Genomic DNA, 20,602 nt, shown 5'->3' on the forward strand with positions numbered 1-20,602 from the left:
CGGGAGTTTACACCGGTTTTTGCGCTGGGCGCGGTAGGCGCTGGTGTTAGGCGCAGCTAAAAAATCTATAGTTTTTCTATAAAAGGACAAAATCAGGAAATTAATAGGATTTTGCGCGAGTGCCTTGCTCAAATCGCCAGCAGTGCCGCTGTGTCGGCATGGTCACGCGCTTGCTTGAAGGCTGGGCGCTTTCGCAATTAATTTCCCGGTTAAGGATTCGATTTATGTCACTTGTAGGATTTTGTCTTAAACGTCTGCCCGTTTTACTTATCGCCAGCCAGAGCCATTTATTGTGGGCGGCCGATGGTTTGATTGAGCCCATCATGGTGGATGTGCCCGCCGGGCAACTCACCCTGCACCCCAAGACTACCACCCAAAAAGATGGCACGGTGGTGAGTACCGGCACACAAATAGCGACCTTGCCCATCAAACCCTTTCGCATGGGTAAGTACGAAGTCACGGTGAAAGAGTTTGGCCAGTTTATTGCCGCTACTAATTACCCCGCGCCCACCAGCTGCCAGCAAATGGACAGCCAAAAGTGGTTTGCCAAACGCCCCGGCAGCTGGGCCAAAAACAAACATTCAGCGAGTGAGTTTGAACCAGTTACTTGTATCGGTTGGGATGCCGCCCAAGCTTATGTGGAATGGTTGAGCAAAGAGACTGGTAGAAGTTATCGCTTGCCGAGTGAAGTGGAATGGGAATATGCGGCGCGTGCCGGTACAACCAGCACTTACTTCTGGGGTGAAGAGGCAACACAAGCCTGTGCGTTTGCCAATACCGCTGATCAAGCGGCCGAGGCAGCGATCAAGCGCGATTACGATGGCTTGGAATCCAAAGACCATGTGGGGGTCTTGGCCTGCGATGATAAAAGCGGTTATGCCAGTGTGGTGGGTATTTACCAGCCCAATGCCTTTGGCCTGCATGACATGATTGGCAATATCAACGAATTTACCCGCGATTGCGCCAACGAAACGTACCCCGGTGATGCGAAGGATGCCTCAGCACGTATGACGGGCGATTGCACCAAGCGCATGATTCGCGGTGGCTCCTGGCATTGGGCGCCCTTTGCAATGACCCAGCGCTCGCCCTGGAGTATCGATTTTATCGGCGCGCTGGAGGGGTTTCGTATCGCCGAAGATATGCCGAATAAAGATAGCTGCGCAAAGCCCAGCCCCGAACAGCGCAAACGTAACAAACAGTTCAAGCGCGAGCTGAGTAAGGCTCAAAAAGCCCTGCGCCAAGTAACTCGGAGTTAAACAACTACCGCTAGTGCCAGAAGTGCCAGCGCAATTACCGCTGGCACAGTTTGGATAAAAATAATTTTGCGCGCGGCGGTCAGTGCGCCGTAAATACCGGCGATGGCAATACAGAGTAAAAAGAAAATTTTAAGGTGTAGCCCAGCATCGCCCAGCCACAACCCCCAAGCTAATCCCGCCGCTAAAAAGCCGTTGTATAAACCTTGGTTCGCTGCGAGCACGCGGGTGGCGGCTGCTTTTTCGGGGCTGTTGCGAAAGGCGCGCAGGCCGGCGGGTTTTTCCCACAGAAACATTTCCAGCACCAGAATATAAATATGCAGCAGGGCGATGGCGGCGATCAGAATGTTGGCGCTGAGGGCGAGCAATGAGGTCATGGAAACGCTCCGGAACTGTGGGATTCGGGTGTGGTGGTGACTATAACCCTAGCCGATTGCTGATGAAATGCGGTGAATAAATCTGACTAATCTGGCCGCTTCGTTTTGGGGCTGAGATTGCATTCGTATTCATGGAAACCTCGATGGCTTCACATTTTTTGGCGTGATAGTTTGCGGGTTGTTTTTTAAACAAACCAATAACCATAAATTACGGCAAGAGGCTAACGAACAGTTATATGCGTAACACATCCCTTTATTCAGCTTTTATCGCGGCGGGTCTATCGCTCATCAGCGTGGCGACTCAGGCTTATAGTATTAGCGGCCTGCAGGATGCCAGTACCAACGGCAGTGGTTGGTCGGGGGCGACGGCGGATTATCAGATCATCGCCACTCCCGGTGCGACTCCCGGTACCAATGAATGGTTTTCCCGCTATACCCTCGGCAATGGCGACAGTCGCTTTAATATCGATGAAAGCATTCTCGGGCAATTCAAAAACGCGCCCTTGCAAGACAATGTCGGTGCCGGTTTGGCGGCGGCGTCTGAATCGGTGCGGGTGACTTTTTTAGGTACTGGTGCGGCGCGCAATTCGGTATTGTTTCTGGCGCAACAGGGCACCGACCTGCTGGATCGCACGGCGTTTTGGGACCCTATCTACGCCACTGGTGGCACCAATAACCTGGGGACTTTTAACCCGGTGAATGCCAGTAATCAACTGTTTGAAACCCGTGGCGGCTGTGAATATGCCGAAGCGAAAGCGGGTAATAGCTGTGTGCCCGATAACCTTGGGCAATCGCGGGTGATCTCCGGTTTGGCGGTGGGTGACAGTTTGATTTTTGGCCTGCAGGCGCTGGTGCTGCATTACAACGCGGACAATATTCACTACCCCAATACCAACTATTTTTTCAGCGGCGCCGCTGCTAATAACCAGGACAACAATGGCTGGAATGACGGACAGGTGCACACCAAGGTGCTGAACCTGGGCAGCAATCGTTTTCTGGTGGGTTTTGAAGATATTTGGGGCGGCGGCGACCGCGACTTCAACGACAACGTCTTTTTGTTTGAGGGGGTGAGTGTGGATATCCCCCTGCCGCCACTGGTGGTGAGTGAACCGGCCACCTTGCCATTGTTTGGGGTGCTGCTGGGGGCATGGTTTTGGCGCCGCCGTTCTGCGCGCCGGTTGTCCTGATTGGGGCGCGAAACCCAGCAAGAAGGTCTAAACTAAAAACCAGCGTAACGGCTGGTTTTTTTACGCCAGCCTTTTTATGCTCTATATTAAAATATAAATATGATAAATTGAGCCTTGGCTCAGACCACACAACCCCGGCATGGTTTTTTTATGACTAGATCTTTTGTTCGCCAGCTAATTGCAGCTTCTCTAATAACCTCCGCGTTTCTTGCGTCGCCACTCAGCGCCCAACCTAACATTATTCGTGTTAATGGCGCGGCCGATGGCAATGCCAGTTATGTCATGGAAATACTCAACCTGGCGCTGAGCAAAACGGACACCCGCTATGAACTGAAGGTGGATAACACCCCGGTAACCCAGGCACGCAATATGGATGATGTGGCCTCTGGCCGGATGGATCTACTCTGGGCGGCAACCAATATCGAGATGGAAGAAATGCTGCTGCCGATTCGGATTCCGCTTTATCGCGGTTTACTTGGGCACCGCATTTTTATTATCAAACCCGAGTCACAGGCCCGTTTTGATCAGGTGAAAACCTTTGATGACCTGAAAAAGTTTACTTTTGGGCAGGGCACTACCTGGGCGGATTCGGGCATTTTGGAGAGCAATGGCCTCAAGGTCATTCGCACCAACAAGTACCCCAGTTTGTTTTATATGCTGGATGGCGACCGGTTTGATGCCTTCCCACGTGGTGTGCAAGAGCCTTGGGCCGAGCTGGAGACCAATAAAAACCTGCCGCTGACGGTAGAGAAGCGCATCATGCTGGTCTACCGCATGCCGCTGTATTTTTTTACCAAACACGGCAATACCAAGCTGGCAGCAGATTTGGAGCTGGGTTTGAATCGTGCGATTGCCGATGGCAGTTTTAACGAAGTGTTTTTCCGTCATCCGATTGTGCGCTCGGCGATCGAGCAGGCAAATTTGCACGACCGCATCGCTTTTATGATCGACAACCCGACCCTGCCCAAAGAGACACCCCTGGATCGGGCCGAGTTGTGGTTTGATATCAATACCTTAAAAAAACCAGCGCCCACGCCTGCGGATGAGGTGGTTGCTGAGCCTGACCTGACAGAATAATTCCGCTCGTTAACTGGCCTGATTCACGGCGTGGAGTTGGGCCAGCTTTCCTTTCTGTTTGCCGCTAATTTTCCTTTCCCCACGGTTCCGGTTGTATTGATTTTGCTGCAGGCATATCATCGCGTAAAAAGCGTTATGGTTTATTTGACTCTATGCTAGTATGTTTTAAATATGAACTGTGTTTTGCTCGTAAACAGGCTTGTCCGGTTTGCAGCAAACAAATGCCATAGTCACAGTGATAGTCATAACGCGGCTCGGCGAGCCATCTCCATCCTAATAATGAATAAGTGGTTGCACTCAAGTGCCGCCAGTGGAGCAAAGATGAATACAACGCCCAAAGCGGCCCAGGTGCTGCTGCCTTTGGTATTAATTATCAGCCTCTTTTTTTTATGGGGCATGGCGAACAACCTTAACGACATACTCATCACCCATTTCAAAAAGCTGTTTACCCTCTCGGACTTTAAGGCCGGTTTAGTGCAATCCGCGTTTTATACCGGCTATTTTGTGTTTTCCATTCCCGCCGCGCTGTGGATGAAGCGCTTCGGCTACAAAGCCGCTGTCGTTTTTGGCTTGCTGCTGTACGGCATGGGCGCGTTTATGTTTTACCCGGCGGCAGAACTGCGCGAATACAGCCTGTTTTTGCTGGCGCTGTTTGTGATTGCCAGCGGCCTCGCGTTTTTGGAGACCTCCGCCAACCCCTTAATTGTGGCGATGGGCGACCCGGCCACGGCGGAGCGGCGCCTGAATTTTGCCCAGTCATTTAACCCCTTTGGTTGTATTGCGGGGATTTATATTGGCCGCGAGTTTATTTTTTCCGGCCATGAACCCACTGCCGATGAGCTGGCCGCCATGAGTGCGTTGCAACTGGAGCAGTTTTACAGCAGCGAAGCCCAGGCAGTGCAGGGACCTTATCTGGTATTGGGAGTGGTGGTCGTGGTGTGGGCGCTATTAGTGCTGTGGGTTAAGTTCCCGCGCATCGCCACCCAGCGGACCCAGGATGACATTGGTGGCTGGGCGGACTACAAAACCCTGTTGCGCAATGGCCAGTTTATGTTTGGCGTGACCGCCCAGTTTTTTTACGTGGGAGCGCAGGTGTGCATCTGGAGTTTTTTGATTCGCTACGGGCAGGAGACCATGCCCGGCACCGGTGAGAAAACCCTCGCGAATTACCTCATGGCATCGCTGGTGTTGTTTATGATTGGCCGGTTTGTGGCAACGGCGCTGATGTCGCGCTGCCGCGCCGCCTGGTTAATGTGGCTGTACGCCCTCACCAATGTGTTGCTCTGCGCCTACGCCATTTTGGCCCCCGGTTACAGCGGCTTGCTCGCACTGGTGGCGACCAGCTTTTTTATGTCGCTTATGTTCCCCACTATTTTTGCGTTGAGCGTTAAAAATCTGGGAGGATTGGCAAAAGCAGGTTCATCGCTGGTAGTGATGGCCATTATTGGCGGCGCGGTACTGACCGCCGTGATGGGGTTGATCTCAGACCTCAGCTCCATTCATCTGGCGGTGATAATCCCGCTGTTTTGTTTTGTGGTGATCGCCGCTTTTGCGCGCCAGCGCGACCGGCTGGAAGTGGCCGATCAACCCCTGGCAAAACCGGAGTTGGGCCAGTGATTGATGCCCATCATCACCTGTGGCAATTGGGCTCCCATGGCTGTGTTTGGCCAACGCCGGATTTGCCCGCGATTTATCGCGACCACCACCTGCCCGAGTTCGAGGGTATTGCCCGCACGGCAGGGGTTTCGGGGTCGGTGCTGGTGCAGTCCCAAACCTGTGATGCGGATACCGATTACCTGCTGCAACTGGCAACCGGGTCTGGCTTTATCAAGGCCGTTGTGGGCTGGGTGGATTTAGCCTCGCCCACGGCACCGGCCCGCATTGCGCAATTAATGCAACCATCGGCGACGGGACAGGCTTCCAAATTGCGTAGCCTGCGGCCTATGTTGCAAGCGCTCGCCGAGGACAACTGGATTCTGCGCCCGGAATTGGAACCAGCGCTGGCGGCCATGAAGCAGCACCAACTGGCCCTGGATGCGCTGGTCTATACGCGCCACTTGCCCTTTGTGTACGAGTTTGCACGGCGCCATCCGGAACTGCCGCTGGTGATAGACCACGCAGCCAAACCGCCTGTTGCGGCCAGTAATCAGCTGGCACCTGATTGGTGTGACGCCATGGCGAAGCTGGCGGCGTTACCAAATGTGTATTGCAAAGTTTCTGGCTTGCCCACCGAGGCGGGGGCTAGCCAGGAGCCTGCACTGCTTGCCCGCTACATCACCTGGCTATATGCGCAGTTTGGAGCGCAGCGGTTGATGTGGGGCAGCGATTGGCCGGTACTGGGTGTGGCGGCCAATCCCCAATGGGCCAGCTATAGCGGCTGGTTGGCGTTGGTGCGCAGAGCTTTATCCGGTTGCGCACCGGAAGAGTTGGAAGGCATTTTTAGCAGTACCAGCTCGCGTTTTTATCGCCTCAACTAAAAACATAAATCACAAAAAACCATAAATCACTAAAACTAAAAATGGGTAAATCGCTATGACAACAACAATGAGCAACGCGGCAGACCAACTGGAGCACGAATTGGCAGAGGATGCCGAGCGTAAATATCGCGCACCAGCACTGGAAAAGGGACTGGATATTTTGGAGCTGCTGGCGCGCAGCCCGTCCCCACTCACCACTTCACAGATGGCAACCCACTTGGGCCGCTCGGTGAGCGAGCTGTTTCGCATGGTGTTGGCGCTGGAGTATCGCGGCTATATCGCGCAAATGACGGATGGGCGCGATGGCTACATGCTCACCAACAAACTATTCACCTTGGGTATTTCCCAAGGCACGGCAAAAACCCTGCTGGAAGTAGCCTTGCCCGCGATGAAAGAACTCTGCCGCGAGCTGGGGCAGTCCTGTCATTTGGTGGTTCCCTCGGGCGACCAGATTGTGGTTATCGCCCGTCAGGAAAGCCCCATGGATCTGGGTTTTTCGGTGCGTGTGGGCTATCGCCGCCGTTTGATCGATACCAATTCCGGTGCTTTGCTCTACGGTTTTGCCTCCCCCGATGCCCAGGCCAGCTGGTTGCCACAGTTGTCGGCGACGGTGGATCTGGAGCGTATCGAGCGGTTTTTGGCCAAGGCGCGTCGGGGCGTGTCCCAGGGGTATATCCAACTCAGCAGTGATTTTGTGGATGGCGTGACCGATTTCTGCGTTCCGGTGATTGGTGTGCATGGCGCGGTAGCGGTATTGATTATTCCGTTTATCAATATTAAAGCCCAAGCGGTCAGTACCGAACGTGTACTGGAGCGCCTCATGCAAGCAGCCGACAAAATCGCCCAAGCGCTCATGGATTAGTCGCCACGCCCGTTAATCCGCTTGCCAGTCAGGAGGTTGCGGGCGTTTTTACCTGTGAATTTGGTGGCTTCAGGTTGTTTTCACTAATGAATTTTGGGGAGCGATAGCCGCTATCGCTCTCTTTTTGTTTACTCTTTTTATCAAAAAGTCAGTTTAACCATATGTGATTTTTTTAGCGTATCGGATAAGATCTTTTTTATTAGCAGTTTTCATTTCAATTATAAAAAACAGACGGGCACATCTCACCATGGCATTGCCAGATAACATGAGCCAAAACCGCGATAAGCGTAGTTTCGGCAACACCAACTTGCGTCTCTCGTCCCTCGGTTTTGGCGCTGCACCTATTGGCAATCTCTATCAACCCCAGAGCGACGAACAGGCCTACGCTACGGTGGATGCTGTACTCGATTCAGGCATAAGCTACATAGATACCGCTCCCCACTATGGTTTTGGTTTGAGTGAATCCCGTTTGGGGGCTGCACTGGCGCGTCGAGAAGGGGCTGCGGAAAGCATCATCCTCTCCACCAAAGTGGGCCGTTTGTTAGTGCCAACTAACTCTAAAGAAACTGTAAGACATGGTTTTGCCGATGCACCTGCACTGGAGCCCGTATTCGATTACAGCTACGACGGTGTGATGCGCTCCTTCGCTGCCAGCCTGAAACGCTTGCAGCGCGAACAGGTAGATATTCTGCTCGCCCACGATTTAGGCCCGCTGACCCACGGCGCCGATCACCCGGTACGCTTCCGCGAGTTTATGGAGGGCGGCTACCGCGCCATGTGCGAGTTAAAAGCGGCAGGGCAGGTGACGGCGATCGGGCTTGGCACGAACGAGTGGCAAATTTGTGAAGCGGCATTAACCCACGGCGACTTCGACGGCTTTTTACTCGCCGGGCGCTACACCTTATTAGAGCAGGGGGCCTGCGAGACTTTTCTGCCGCTGTGCGCGCGGCGCGGTGCCTCCGTTATTCTGGGCGGCCCCTTTAACTCCGGTATTCTCGCCACAGGTGTTACCGCCCCTGCAGTTGCCTCGGGCAAACAGCCGGTTTATTACAACTACGAAACCGCGCCCCAAAGCATTATTGATCGTGTGGCACAACTTGAACGGGTAGGTGCAGAGTTCAATGTGCCGCTCGCTGCCGCCGCGCTGCAATTTCCGGCGGCGCATCCGCAAATTTGTTCCGTGCTGGCCGGGCTTGCCAACCCTGCCGAAGTACAACAGGCGAATGCCTGGATGAACACTCCAATTCCCGTTGAATATTGGCAGCAGTTGCGTCGGCAGGAGCTGATTCACCCCGCAGCCCCCATACCCATTTAACAAGCGATAAACGATTTAACCATGCCGATTTAACCATGCTGATTTAACTACGCGCAGTGAGTACCAGGTGTTATGACACAAAACCGATCAGTAACTGGCGAGAGTGTAGGTTCGCTTTCCCCCGTTATTTTGTTACACCCCAACGACAACATTCTGGTGTGTGTAAAACAAATTCACACCGGCGATGAACTGATTATCGACGGTGAAAAAATTCGCGCCGCAAGCGACATAGCGGTGGGCCATAAAATTGCACGCAATAATTTGGTCGAGGCTGAAAAAGTGTATCGCTACGGCGCACCCATCGGCTCAATGGTTACTGCGGCCGTTAAAGGTGAACATATACATATGCACAATATGAAAAGTGATTACATTCCCAGTCACACCCGCTCGCGCCAGAACAAAGACAGGAGTGAATCATGAGTATCACCCATACCACGCCCCCGGAATTTTTAGCCTGGCAGCGCAGCGATGGCCGCAAGGGTATTCGCAATGTGATTGTAGTGGCTTATCTGGTTGAGTGCGCCCATCACGTGACCCGCAAAATTGTAAATTTCGCTAACGATATGGATGTGCATCTCATCGGCTTCCCCGGTTGTTATCCCAATCAATACGCCTATGAAATGATGCGTGCGGTGTGTACCCATCCGAATGTGGGCGGCGCGTTATTGGTGTCGCTCGGTTGCGAAAGTATGAATCGCGAAAAATTATTAAGTGAAATTCTTGCTAGCGGCCGCCCGGCAGAATTATTGGTGATTCAGGAAGTGGGTGGCACCAAAGCGACGATTGATGCGGGGATTGCAGCGGTAAAACGTTTACAAACTGAAGCCGCAAACGTTGCACGTGTGCCCATGCACTTACACGAATTAATTGTGGGAACTATTTGTGGCGGTTCCGATGGCACCAGCGGCATTAGTGCCAACCCTGCCGTTGGCCGTTGCTTCGATGCATTAGTCGCGGCCAATGCCACCTGTATTTTTGAAGAGACCGGTGAATTAATCGGTTGCGAAACCATCATGGCGGAGCGCGCCATTACACCGGAACTGGGTGCGGAAATTGAAGCCTGTGTCGCTAAAGCGGAACACTATTATCGCGTGATGGGGTTTGGCAGTTTTGCGCCGGGCAATGCCGATGGCGGGTTAACCACAATGGAAGAAAAATCCATGGGCGCCTATTCAAAATCCGGTTCATCACCCATTAGCGGTTTAATTAAACCGGGCGATATTCCTCCTGCAGGCGGTTTGTATTTATTGGATGTGGTACCCGATGGCGAGCCGCGTTTTGGTTTTCCGAATATTTCCGATAACGCGGAAATTATCGAATTAATTGCCTGCGGTTCCCACGTTATTTTATTCACTACCGGGCGCGGCTCTGTCGTGGGCTCTGCGATTTCACCGGTGATAAAAGTGTGCGCCAACCCGGAAACCTATCGTCGTTTAGCAGGTGATATGGATGTCAACGCCGGCCGTATTTTGGAAGGTGCAGCAACACTGGACGAGGTGGGTGAAGAAATTTTGCAAAACGTTATTGCGGTGGCGTCGGGTAAACGCAGTGTGTCGGAAGATTTAGGGCATCAGGAATTTATTCTGACTTACAAAGCCTTTGAACCCATAGGGCCGAGTTGTTTGCCTGTACGACAAATGGTGTGAGACAAATACGATGAAAAGACTGGAAGGTAAAACTGCATTAATCACCGCTGCTGCACAGGGCATTGGTCGTGCCAGCGCTGAATTATTTGCCGCCGAAGGCGCGCGCGTTATCGCCACCGATGTGAATGTTGCGGCGCTAAAAGAATTGGTTGGCTGTGAAATTTATGGTTTGGATGTGTTAAAAAAAGACGACATCCAACAGCTCAGTGAACATGTCGGTGGCATCGATATTTTGTTCAACTGCGCCGGTTATGTGCACAGCGGCACTATTTTGGATTGCGATGAAAAAGATTGGAATTTTTCTATCGATTTAAACGTGACTTCCATGTATCGCATGATCCGCACGTTTTTACCGGGCATGCTTGCGCGGGGCGGCGGTTCTATTATCAACATGTCGTCAGTGGCCAGTTCCATTAAAGGCGCACCCAATCGTTTCGCTTACGGCATGACCAAAGCGGCGGTAATTGGTTTAACCAAAGCGGTTGCCGCCGATTTTGTCACCCAGGGTGTGCGCTGTAATGCAATTTGCCCCGGCACAGTACAAACACCATCGCTCGAACAGCGTTTGCACGCGACGGGCGATTACGAAGCAGCTTATAAAAACTTTGTCGCCCGCCAGCCCATGGGGCGTTTAGGCACTGCCCGTGAAATGGCAGAGCTGGCGCTTTATTTGGCGAGCGACGCATCGGCATTCACCACTGGCACCATCAATATTATTGATGGTGGTTGGAGTAATTAATTTTTTTGGAATTAACACAATGAAACTATTTCGTCACGGTAATCCCGGCCAGGAACAACCCGGTGTAGTTGATAACAATGGCCAACTGCGCGATTTATCCGGCGTAGTTGCCGATATCAACGGCGCAACAATTAGCGATGCCGCGCTGCAAAAAATTGCCGCGCTGGATTTTTCGTCCCTACCTCTGGTGCCAGAGGGCACACGTTTTGGCCCTTGCGTAAATAACGTCGGTAAATTTATTTGCATCGGTTTGAACTATGCCGACCACGCGGCAGAGTCAGGTGTAGCTGTGCCATCGGAACCGGTGGTGTTTATGAAAGCAACCAGTGCGATTACCGGCCCGAATGACAATGTGATCAAACCGCGCAACTCCACCAAACTCGATTGGGAGGTGGAGTTGGGCATCGTCATAGGTAAACACGCGAGTTATATCGAGTTGGATGAGGCGATGGATTATATCGCCGGTTACTGCGTGATTAACGACGTCTCGGAACGCAACTTTCAATTGGAGCGTCCCGGTGGTCAGTGGGATAAAGGCAAAGGCTGCGATAGCTTTGGCCCCATCGGCCCGTATTTGGTGACACGCGATGAAGTTGCTGATCCGCTAAATTTAAATTTGTGGCTCACCGTAAATGGTAAAACCTTTCAAAACGGTTCCACCGACCAAATGGTATTTGGCCCCCAATTTTTAGTGCACTACCTTTCACAATTTATGAGCCTGCAACCGGGCGACGTTATCAGCACCGGTACACCACCCGGCGTCGGTCTCGGACAAAAACCGCCCGTGTATTTAAACGCAGGCGATGTGATTGAATTGGGTATTGAAGGTATGGGTGTGCAGAAGCAGGTTGTTGTTAATGCGAAGTGATAAATCCCCCCATGCTCTTTTTTCTATGGGGCCAAGGGGGGATCTTCTCTTCTTCAATAAATAAAAATCTAAATAAACTCTTTATTAAAAACCATGAGAGCTAATAATGAAAAAATTTCATCAACTCAGCGGCATGTTTTTATTAGCGGGCGCTATTTTTTCCACTTCTGCTAGCGCAGCCAGCGATATTTCGCTCTACAAAAATAAACCCTTAAACGGTTGGCAATTATTTATTGAAAACCCCGAGCAGCAACAAAAATTCACTGGCACCACTGCGGTTACCCCCAAGGGGGATGTGCAATTGCAAGTCGGTGCAAAAGACAAAGCAGCGGACGCACTAATTTTTAACTGGAAAGATTCCTGGCGTGCGGGTATGACGTTGGAGTCGGGTAAGCCGTTAAATCTGGCGGCGATGATGAAAACCGGTGTGCTGGCACTGGATATAAAAATTAATGAATTAGAAAAAGGCGGCGTTTCTTTCAAAATGGAATGCAAGCCGGAAAATTGTGATCGCGTGGTGCCCTTCACCATGGCCGCGCGCGAATTGCGCGGCAAAGGGTGGAGCACGGTGTATGTGCCGCTGAGTTGTTTTGCACAAGAACAAGATGACTTCAGTACAACCACTATGCCCTTTGCGTTAGAGGTCGGTGGTAAAGGTGAAGTGGCTGTTGCCAATGTACAACTGCTGGCGAAGGCCCCTAAAAAAGTTGCGTTGTATGAATGCCCCAATTACAAAACCGCATCGGTTACACCGGGTATGTTAAATGAATGGTGGTCGATTGATTGGTGGTTGCCGCGTCATGAACAAAAACTGGCAGACGCCAAAGCCATTGCCGTTAGCGGCGGAAAAATTGATTTGTTGTTTATCGGTGATTCCATTACCCAAGGTTGGGAAAAAGAAGGCGCACCGGTTTGGCAAAAACATTATGCCGAACGCAACGCCTTTGCGATTGGTTTTGGTGGTGACCGCACCGAAAACGTACTCTGGCGTTTACAGCATGGTGCGGTAGAAAATATGGCACCAAAATTGGTGGTAATGATGATTGGTACCAATAATACCGGTCACCGCCATGAAAACCCTGCTTATACCGCAGCGGGCATTAAAAAAATATTAGGTGAATTGCACCAGCGTTTGCCGGAGTCAAAAGTATTGTTGCTGGCCATTTTCCCGCGCGATGAAAATCCGGATGGCAGCTTGCGTCAAATCAATAATGGCGTGAATGCAATCATTAAAGACTACGCCGATAACAAGCGTGTATTTTTTGCGGATATTAACTCGGTGTTTTTAACCAAAGACGGTGTATTGCCCAAAGACATAATGCCGGACTTGCTGCACCCCAATGAAAAAGGCTACAACCTGTGGGCTGAAGCGCTTGAACCCCACCTGCAAAAATTATTGAAATAATTGCCACAGCGGCGCCTCAGGGCGCCGTTTTTTTGTGACACAAAATGGTAAATAAAAATTAACAAATAAAAATAATAAATAAATTTGATAAATAAAAATAATTATCGGCACCAGAAATAATACGACAATCAACTGTATGGGAGTATTTTATGAAGTTCCGCACGGAATGTTTTTTTATCACCCTGATTATCTTCTGTTTTAGTGGGCCTGTATTTGCGTCATCGCCATTGGCTTCATCTTCACCCTTGGTGTCGCCTCATACACTCTGGTATGAACAATCCGCCCAACATTGGGAGGAGGCCTTGCCGCTGGGTAATGGCCGTTTGGGCGCGATGGTTTATGGTGGTGTGACCCGCGAAAATATTCAACTCAATGAAAATACGTTTTGGGCCGGTGGCCCGCACAATAACCTAAACCCCAAAGCGCTGGAGTCGTTACCGGAGATTCGTCGCTTAATTGCAGCGGGTGAATACCTTGCGGCAGAGGCGTTGGCAGAAAAAACAATTACCAGCCAAGGCTCCAACGGCATGCCTTACCAAACCGCGGGCAATTTGCATTTGGAATTTCCGGCGCATAAACAATTTAGTCACTACTATCGCGATCTGCATATAGGCAAAGCTATTGCGACCACGCGCTATCAAGTGGGCGATGTGGTTTATACCCGCGAAGTTTTTAGTTCGTTTGTGAATCAGGTAATAGTGGTGAAGTTGTCGGCCAGCAAGCCTGGTCAACTCAGTTTTACCGCGCATTTATCTCACCCGGCGACTATGCAATTCGCGCAGGAAAATAATCACACCTTGTTAATGCAGGGTATGTCCAAAGATCACGAAGGTATTAAAGGGCAGGTCAAACTCGCAACCTTGGTGGATGTGAATACAAGCGGTGGTAGCCTGAGCCAAAACAATAATCGCATTGCGGTAAATAATGCCGATTCAGCGTTAATTTTAATCTCCATGGCGACTAATTTTGTCAATTATAAAGACATCAGTGGCGATGCGTTGGCGCGTGCGCGCAATTATCTCGCCAATGCCAAAAACCAATTCACCCATAATCAGTACACCGCGCGTAAGCATGTACACAGCAATTTTTATAAACAGTATTTTGATCGTGTGGCGTTGCAGTTGGGTAAGAGTGAATTTGCGCAGGAGCCAACCGATCAACGCATTCGTTTATTTGCCAGCCGCCACGATCCGGAGTTGGCAAGTTTGTATTTTCAATTTGGTCGCTACTTGCTGATCTCCGGCTCACAACCCGGCGGCCAACCAACGAACTTGCAAGGTATTTGGAATCATCGCATGGATCCGCCATGGGATAGCAAATACACGCTGAACATTAATGCGGAAATGAATTACTGGCCATCCGAAGTTACGCAATTAAATGAACTAAACGAACCGTTTATTCAAATGGTAAAAGAGTTGGCGCAGACCGGTCAGCAAACTGCAAAAGAAATGTATGGCGCACGGGGCTGGATGGCGCACCACAATACCGATATTTGGCGCATTACCGGCGGCATAGATAAAACTTGGGGCTCCTGGCCTACGAGTAATGCCTGGTTAAGCCAACACCTTTGGGAAAAATATTTGTACAGTGGCGATAAAACCTATTTGGCGGATGTCTACCCGGTAATGAAATCTGCCGTCACGTTTTTTGAGGATTTTTTAATTGAATCACCAGACAAAAAGTGGCTCATAGTCTCGCCCTCCATGTCACCGGAAAATGCACCTACCGCAACCGGTGTTAAAATCGCTGCTGGCGTGACTATGGACAATCAACTGCTATTTGATTTGCTCTCCAATACCATTGCCGCTGCTGAAATTTTGGGGCAGGACAAAACGCAAATTCCAGTGTGGAAAAAAATCCTGTCGCGCCTGCCGCCTATGCAAATTGGTAAACATCACCAGTTGCAAGAATGGTTGGAAGACTGGGATGAACCGCAGGATAAACATCGCCATGTTTCCCATCTCTATGGGCTTTATCCGAGCAATCAAATTTCACCGCTGACAGCGCCTGAATTGTTTAGCGCGGCGCGTGTGACTATGGAGCAACGCGGGGACCCATCTACCGGTTGGTCGATGAATTGGAAAATTAATTTGTGGGCGCGGTTATTGGACGGTGATCGTGCACTGAAATTAATACGCGAACAAATCAGCCCAGCCATGACACTCGATGGCAGTGTGAATGAAAGTGGTGGTACTTACCCGAATATGTTTGATGCGCACCCGCCATTTCAAATTGATGGCAATTTCGGTTTTACCTCCGGCATGGCAGAAATGCTGGCGCAAAGTCACGACGGCGCGGTGCATTTATTGCCGGCTCTGCCGCAAGCCTGGCCCGAAGGTGAGGTAAAAGGGCTACTAATGCGCGGCGGTTTTGTGGTGGATATGCGCTGGGCTAACGGCCAGATTCGCGAACTAAAAATTCATTCGCGGTTGGGCGGAAACCTGCGTTTGCGCACTCATAGCGAGCTACCTGCCGTCAGTGATTTTAAAACTAAAAAAGTACGCGGCACCAAAGCTAATCCCAACCCCTTTTATGCCCGGGCGAAGATTAAAACACCGCTTAAAAATACCGGCAAAGTAATGCCATTATTGTCGCTGGCAAACACCTATGTGATAGACGTTCCCACTCAGGCTGGGCGGGATTATTACTGGGCGGTTAAATAACTCTTTACAGGCGCTAGCAATAGCGCCTGTTTTTTTGGTGGACTATATAAAAAATTATAGGTAGGCGTGGAGTGGTTTTGGTTATGAATAATGTATTAATTCGCTGTTTGATTTTACTGGGATTATTGTGGGCTGTTCCGCCCTTTGCCCAGCAAACCCAAATCCAGTATTTAAGTGGTACCGATAAAGACAACACCTTGCCATGGGACTTTAAAGTCAATGGCGGCCGCAACAGTGGCAGTTGGAGCCGTATTCCCGTTCCCTCCAACTGGGAAATGCAAGGTTTTGGTAGTTATCGTTATTTTATTGATTGGGGTGATAATCCAGCGCCCGATACCGAAGGGCTTTATCGCACGCGATTTTCAGTGCCTGAAAACTGGCGCGATCAGCACATTAATATTGTGTTTGGCGGTGTGATGACCGATGCGGAAGTAAAAATTAACGGCCAGCTTGCCGGGCCGGTGCATCGCGGTGGGTTTTATCAATTCAGCTATGACGTAAGCCCTTTGCTAAAGCCGGGCGAGGAAAATTTGTTGGAGGTAAAAGTTAACCGTTTCTCAGCGGATGAGTCGGTGAATCGCGCTGAACGCAAAGCCGATTTTTGGTTGTTTAGCGGTATTTATCGTCCCGTATGGCTGGAGGCAAAACCCCGCGAGCATATTCAACGCCTGGCAGTAGATGCGCGCCACACTGGCGACATCCAATTACAGCTTTGGCTAAACAACGCCGACACTGCCAATAATATTGTTGCGCAGGTTAGTGCAATTGACGGTGAAAAAAGAAAAAAAGTGGGCCAGTTCTCCGCAAAAATAGCGCCGGGTGCGAAACAGCTTAGCGTAGAGAATAGAATCAAAAAGATCATCCCCTGGTCTGCGGAAAATCCGCAGCGCTACCAGTTGCAGGTGCAATTGCGCGCTGGCAAAAAAGTCATTCATCAAGTTGAACAAGTGATTGGTTTTCGCAGTGTTGAATTGCGCAAAGGCGATGGTCTGTATGTGAACGAAGTAAAAGTGCGGTTGAAAGGCGCTAATCGCCATTCGTTCTGGCCCGACTCCGGGCGAACTACCAGCAAAACGCTGAGTTATGCCGATGCTCGTTTACTGAAAGAAATGAATATGAACGCGGTGCGTGTGGCGCACTATCCACCGGATCAGCATTTTTTAGACGTGGCTGATGAGTTGGGCCTCTATGTGATTAACGAACTCACCGGTTGGCAAGAGGCTTATAGCACTGAAGCGGGCACGCCCTTGGTAAAAGAATTAATTCTGCGCGATCACAATCATCCCTCAGTAATTATCTGGGCCAATGGTAACGAGGGCGGTTGGAATACCGAGTTGGATGATGACTTTGCCCAGTGGGATACCCAGGCGCGACCGTTGATTCACCCGTGGGGTTTATTTGGTGGCATTAATACCGCCCATTACGAACCGCTGAATTGTTGTGCGGGCCGATTGTTTGACGGTGAGGATGTTTTTATGCCCACGGAATTTTTGCATGGCCTTTACGATGGCGGTGCAGGCGCGGGGTTAAATGACTGGTGGAATAAAATGCTTGCCAATCCACTCAGTGCTGGCGGATTTATTTGGGCCTTTGCCGATGAAGGCATAGTACGCGCCGATCGCGCCGGAAAAATCGACGTGGCAGGCAATAGTGCACCCGATGGTATTGTCGGCCCTTATCGCCAAAAAGAAGGCAGTTTTTTTGCCATCAAAGAAATTTGGTCGCCAGTTTATTTCCCGCTCGCGGAACAGGAAATTTTACCCGCCAGCTTTAACGGTAAGTTAATGGTGGAAAATCGCTATGAATTTACCGGGCTGGATGCGCTGACCTTTCGCTGGCAGTTAGTGGAATTTCCGCTGCCACGCACAATTGGCACCCTGCAAAACCAAGCGCAAAATAAAAACGCGCTGACTAGCGTGGCTGAAGGCGAAATAAAAGCCTCTGCCATTGCGCCGGGCGAACGCGGTTTTATCACTGCGGATTTGCCGGAAAACTGGCAAGCGGCGGATGCATTTTATTTGACGGCCTACGATAAAACCGGCGCAGAAATTTATCGCTGGTCGTGGATGATTGCATCGCCGCAAACGGTGATTGATTCAATAATCCCTGCAAGGGTTGCTGCCGATGTTGTCGCAAATAAATCGAATGAAATTGCACAAGAGCAAGGTAAGTTCAATCTGGTGAATGGCGATTTACAAGTGCAGATCGATAGCGCCAGCGGTTTGCTTCATCGCCTTGTGCGCGGCACTAACAAATTGTCGTTTAACAATGGCCCGCGCTTGCTCAATGGCACGGGCACACTCACCGGCATTCGCGGTTATGTCGATCAGGGCGATGCCGTCGTCAGCGCAGATTTTAACGGTGAGTTGCGCAAAATAGAGTGGCGTTTGCAAGCCAATGGCTGGCTCAAACTAACCTATGCCTATCAAATGAAAGGCGGCACCAAGGCGGATTATCTGGGGGTAACTTTTGACTACCCGGAAACCCAGGTGAAATCCATGCGCTGGTTGGGTAAGGGGCCGTATCGCGTGTGGAAAAATCGTACCAAGGGTGTTGAATATGGTGTGTGGGAGAAAGCCTATAACGATACGGTTACCGGGCTGGAGTGGAATTATCCGGAATTCAAAGGCTTCCATGATCATGTCTATTGGGCGGAGCTGGCGACCACGGAGTTGCCTTTGGTGATGGTGATCAATGACCCCAACATCAACCTGCGCCTGTTAACCCCGCGCCAGGCGAGCGGCGAAGGCGAGAATCCCATGACAACCAAAGTGACGTTCCCCGAGGGTAATATCTCGCTGTTGCATGGTTTTGCGCCTATCGGCACCAAGTTCCACCAGCCTGCAAACCACGGCGCGGAGGGCGAGTTAAACCAGGTGCCGCGCCTGGGCCAGTGGTATCAAACAGAGGTGTATTTTTATATCGGTCAACCCTAAGCGCGACGGCCAGCGACCTGCAAAGGGTTGGCTGGCCGCTCATCTATTCAGCAAAGTTAATGTTATATTCAGCACCGGCGACCTATAAGGCTTATTGAGGTTGAACTCACCACTCCAAGGAGACTGAACCATGAAACCTGTGATGAATAAAACAATGAAACCTTCAATGAAACGCGCCTTTTTGCTGGGCGCAGTGATGACATTGGCACTGCCAGCGGTCGCCGAGTCGGTCAAGGTGGATATGGCACCCGGCCTGTGGGAAAACAAAATGCAATATACCGGCGATGGTGCGGCCCAAATGCAGCAAATGCAGTCGGCGCAAATGGAAACCGCCATGGCCGAAATGAAAAAACAATTTGCCGCTATGCCGCCCGAACAGCGCAAACAAATGGAAGCGTTGATGGAGCAATCGGGCATGAAAATGAGCGAAGAAGGTATGTCCTTTGAGAATAATCAGGTTAGTGTTTCTGCCGATGGCGCCACCGTAAAAAATTGCGTTACCCAGGCGCAAATCGACAGCGGTGATATGGGCATGGATGACAGTGAGGATTGCACCTCTACACTGACTCAGGTTAGCAGTAACCGTTTCAAATCCGTTCAGGTTTGCACCGGCGAAAATCCGTCGCGCAGTGAGGGCGACATAGTATTTAGTTCACCCAAACGTTACAGCGGTACCGGCATGATGACCCAAACCGTGAATGGCCAGCCGCATAAGGTAACCGTTGCGATAGACGGCACTTGGCTGGGGAGCGATTGTGGCGATATCCAACCGCAATAATCTTTAACTGCAACAGTTGTACATGTCCCCATCCTTAACCAAAAGCCGCGCGAGTAGTAATTGTGATTAAACGCTGCATCCTTGTCAGTTTGTTATTGCTAATGACCAGCCTTGCGGCCCACGCTCGCGAGCTGGTGGTGGTGTTTGAAAATAGTTTGCAACCTTCTACATCGCTGGATGCTATGGCGCGTTCACAAATGTTAATGCGCAACCTGGCGATGGCGGAGGTGCCGCAGGCGATGTTTTTAATAAAACCGCGCGCGCTCGACAACAAGGATAAAGCGCGTCTGCAGCTTTACAGTGATCGCGGCCATTTATTGGTTAATGCCGGTTACAACCATAGTTTGGTCAGCAAGAGTGACCTGTATGCCTATGAAGTCGGTATCCTCAAAGCCAATCGCCTGCTGTCGCCTTATTCCGGTTACCGGCAGCATTTGCATTTTTCGTATTTACACGAGCAAGGTGATAGCGCAATCCAGCGCAGTTTAATTGGGTTTGTCAAAATGCGCGGTTATCGCCCGGCGTTTACTACCTATAACCCATGGCGCGGTGTGGATGCTTATTTGAACCAGCTGTATCAAGCGCGCATTAAGCTCAATCGCCCGGTCAACATGGCGGCGCTGGAAAGTGCCTATGTGGAGTTGTTAGCACAGACGTTGGTCGAGCAGGATGCACTGGCATTTAACCTGCTGGGTTATTCGCCACCGCAAACCCTCGTATTACAGGAAAATGATCTGGCGGCGTATTTTGTAGTGGCATTGTTCGATGAATTAATTGCGCGTGGTTGGCAGTTGAGTAACGCGCAGCGCTTGGTGGATGCACCCATCGCCAACCCTTTATTTAGCAGTGGTTGGGGTGCCAATAGTTTTTGGCCCGCAGTGACTGGCCTGCCCGATATTCGTGTTGCTTACCCTCGCACCCTGGGTGAGCGCAAAACCTATGTGGATAATTTTTTACAGAGCCGGGTTCCCGGTTTACTTGAACACTAATTGTTTTTCTGAGGGAGTTTTATAACTACC

At 50.8% G+C, this 20,602-nt stretch carries 17 protein-coding genes; 16 read left to right on the forward strand and 1 reads right to left on the reverse strand.

What is annotated here, in order from left to right; genetic code table 11:
• The first annotated feature begins 224 nt into the window (after positions 1 to 224).
• Positions 225 to 1,256, forward strand: coding sequence for a formylglycine-generating enzyme family protein (locus NNX04_RS18825; protein ID WP_261946798.1), 1,032 nt, complete (start codon positions 225 to 227; stop codon positions 1,254 to 1,256).
• On the opposite strand, the gene NNX04_RS18830 is transcribed toward NNX04_RS18825, so the two are convergent.
• Positions 1,253 to 1,630, reverse strand: coding sequence for a DUF1304 domain-containing protein (locus NNX04_RS18830; protein ID WP_007645839.1), 378 nt, complete (start codon positions 1,628 to 1,630; stop codon positions 1,253 to 1,255). The genes NNX04_RS18825 and NNX04_RS18830 overlap by 4 nt on opposite strands.
• Before the next feature lie 236 nt (positions 1,631 to 1,866).
• Here NNX04_RS18830 and NNX04_RS18835 point away from each other — a divergent pair, with 236 nt between their 5' ends.
• From NNX04_RS18835 to NNX04_RS18905, 15 genes are all read left to right on the forward strand, one after another.
• Entirely contained in the window at positions 1,867 to 2,817 is a 951-nt protein-coding gene (locus NNX04_RS18835; protein WP_261946799.1) for a DUF4114 domain-containing protein, read from the forward strand.
• A 150-nt stretch (positions 2,818 to 2,967) separates the two neighbouring features.
• Complete coding sequence (locus NNX04_RS18840; RefSeq protein WP_261946800.1) at positions 2,968 to 3,894, forward strand: substrate-binding periplasmic protein; 927 nt, start codon at positions 2,968 to 2,970, stop codon at positions 3,892 to 3,894.
• Between the two features lie 321 nt (positions 3,895 to 4,215).
• The gene (gene fucP, locus NNX04_RS18845) at positions 4,216 to 5,511 is read left to right on the forward strand and encodes an L-fucose:H+ symporter permease (RefSeq protein WP_261946801.1); all 1,296 of its coding nucleotides are present in this window, start codon (positions 4,216 to 4,218) and stop codon (positions 5,509 to 5,511) included.
• Positions 5,508 to 6,371 (forward strand): amidohydrolase family protein, encoded by an 864-nt coding sequence (locus NNX04_RS18850; RefSeq protein WP_261946802.1) that lies wholly within the window; start codon positions 5,508 to 5,510, stop codon positions 6,369 to 6,371. The genes fucP and NNX04_RS18850 overlap by 4 nt, the downstream gene beginning before the upstream one ends.
• Before the next feature lie 55 nt (positions 6,372 to 6,426).
• Positions 6,427 to 7,233, forward strand: coding sequence for an IclR family transcriptional regulator (locus NNX04_RS18855; protein WP_007645852.1), 807 nt, complete (start codon positions 6,427 to 6,429; stop codon positions 7,231 to 7,233).
• Between the two features lie 247 nt (positions 7,234 to 7,480).
• The gene (locus NNX04_RS18860; protein ID WP_261946803.1) at positions 7,481 to 8,548 is read left to right on the forward strand and encodes an aldo/keto reductase; all 1,068 of its coding nucleotides are present in this window, start codon (positions 7,481 to 7,483) and stop codon (positions 8,546 to 8,548) included.
• 72 nt (positions 8,549 to 8,620) lie between these two features.
• The gene (locus tag NNX04_RS18865) at positions 8,621 to 8,968 is read left to right on the forward strand and encodes a UxaA family hydrolase (protein ID WP_261946804.1); all 348 of its coding nucleotides are present in this window, start codon (positions 8,621 to 8,623) and stop codon (positions 8,966 to 8,968) included.
• Complete coding sequence (locus NNX04_RS18870) at positions 8,965 to 10,194, forward strand: UxaA family hydrolase (protein ID WP_007645855.1); 1,230 nt, start codon at positions 8,965 to 8,967, stop codon at positions 10,192 to 10,194. The genes NNX04_RS18865 and NNX04_RS18870 overlap by 4 nt, the downstream gene beginning before the upstream one ends.
• Before the next feature lie 10 nt (positions 10,195 to 10,204).
• A complete protein-coding gene (locus tag NNX04_RS18875; protein WP_007645856.1) occupies positions 10,205 to 10,933 on the forward strand; it encodes an SDR family oxidoreductase in 729 nt (242 codons plus the stop codon).
• Positions 10,934 to 10,952: 19 nt separating this feature from the next.
• Positions 10,953 to 11,801, forward strand: coding sequence for a fumarylacetoacetate hydrolase family protein (locus tag NNX04_RS18880; protein ID WP_261946805.1), 849 nt, complete (start codon positions 10,953 to 10,955; stop codon positions 11,799 to 11,801).
• 106 nt (positions 11,802 to 11,907) lie between these two features.
• Entirely contained in the window at positions 11,908 to 13,206 is a 1,299-nt protein-coding gene (locus NNX04_RS18885) for a GDSL-type esterase/lipase family protein (RefSeq protein ID WP_315973065.1), read from the forward strand.
• Between the two features lie 149 nt (positions 13,207 to 13,355).
• Positions 13,356 to 15,869, forward strand: coding sequence for a glycoside hydrolase family 95 protein (locus NNX04_RS18890; RefSeq protein ID WP_261946806.1), 2,514 nt, complete (start codon positions 13,356 to 13,358; stop codon positions 15,867 to 15,869).
• An 83-nt stretch (positions 15,870 to 15,952) separates the two neighbouring features.
• Positions 15,953 to 18,805 (forward strand): glycoside hydrolase family 2 protein, encoded by a 2,853-nt coding sequence (locus NNX04_RS18895; protein WP_261946807.1) that lies wholly within the window; start codon positions 15,953 to 15,955, stop codon positions 18,803 to 18,805.
• Positions 18,806 to 18,935: 130 nt separating this feature from the next.
• Positions 18,936 to 19,583 (forward strand): DUF3617 domain-containing protein, encoded by a 648-nt coding sequence (locus tag NNX04_RS18900; RefSeq protein ID WP_151056428.1) that lies wholly within the window; start codon positions 18,936 to 18,938, stop codon positions 19,581 to 19,583.
• A 62-nt stretch (positions 19,584 to 19,645) separates the two neighbouring features.
• Positions 19,646 to 20,572, forward strand: a complete 927-nt coding sequence (locus tag NNX04_RS18905; RefSeq protein WP_261946808.1) for a hypothetical protein — start codon at positions 19,646 to 19,648, stop codon at positions 20,570 to 20,572.
• Positions 20,573 to 20,602: the final 30 nt, after the last annotated feature.

The organism is Cellvibrio sp. QJXJ (genome assembly GCF_024452345.1).
GTDB lineage: Bacteria > Pseudomonadota > Gammaproteobacteria > Pseudomonadales > Cellvibrionaceae > Cellvibrio.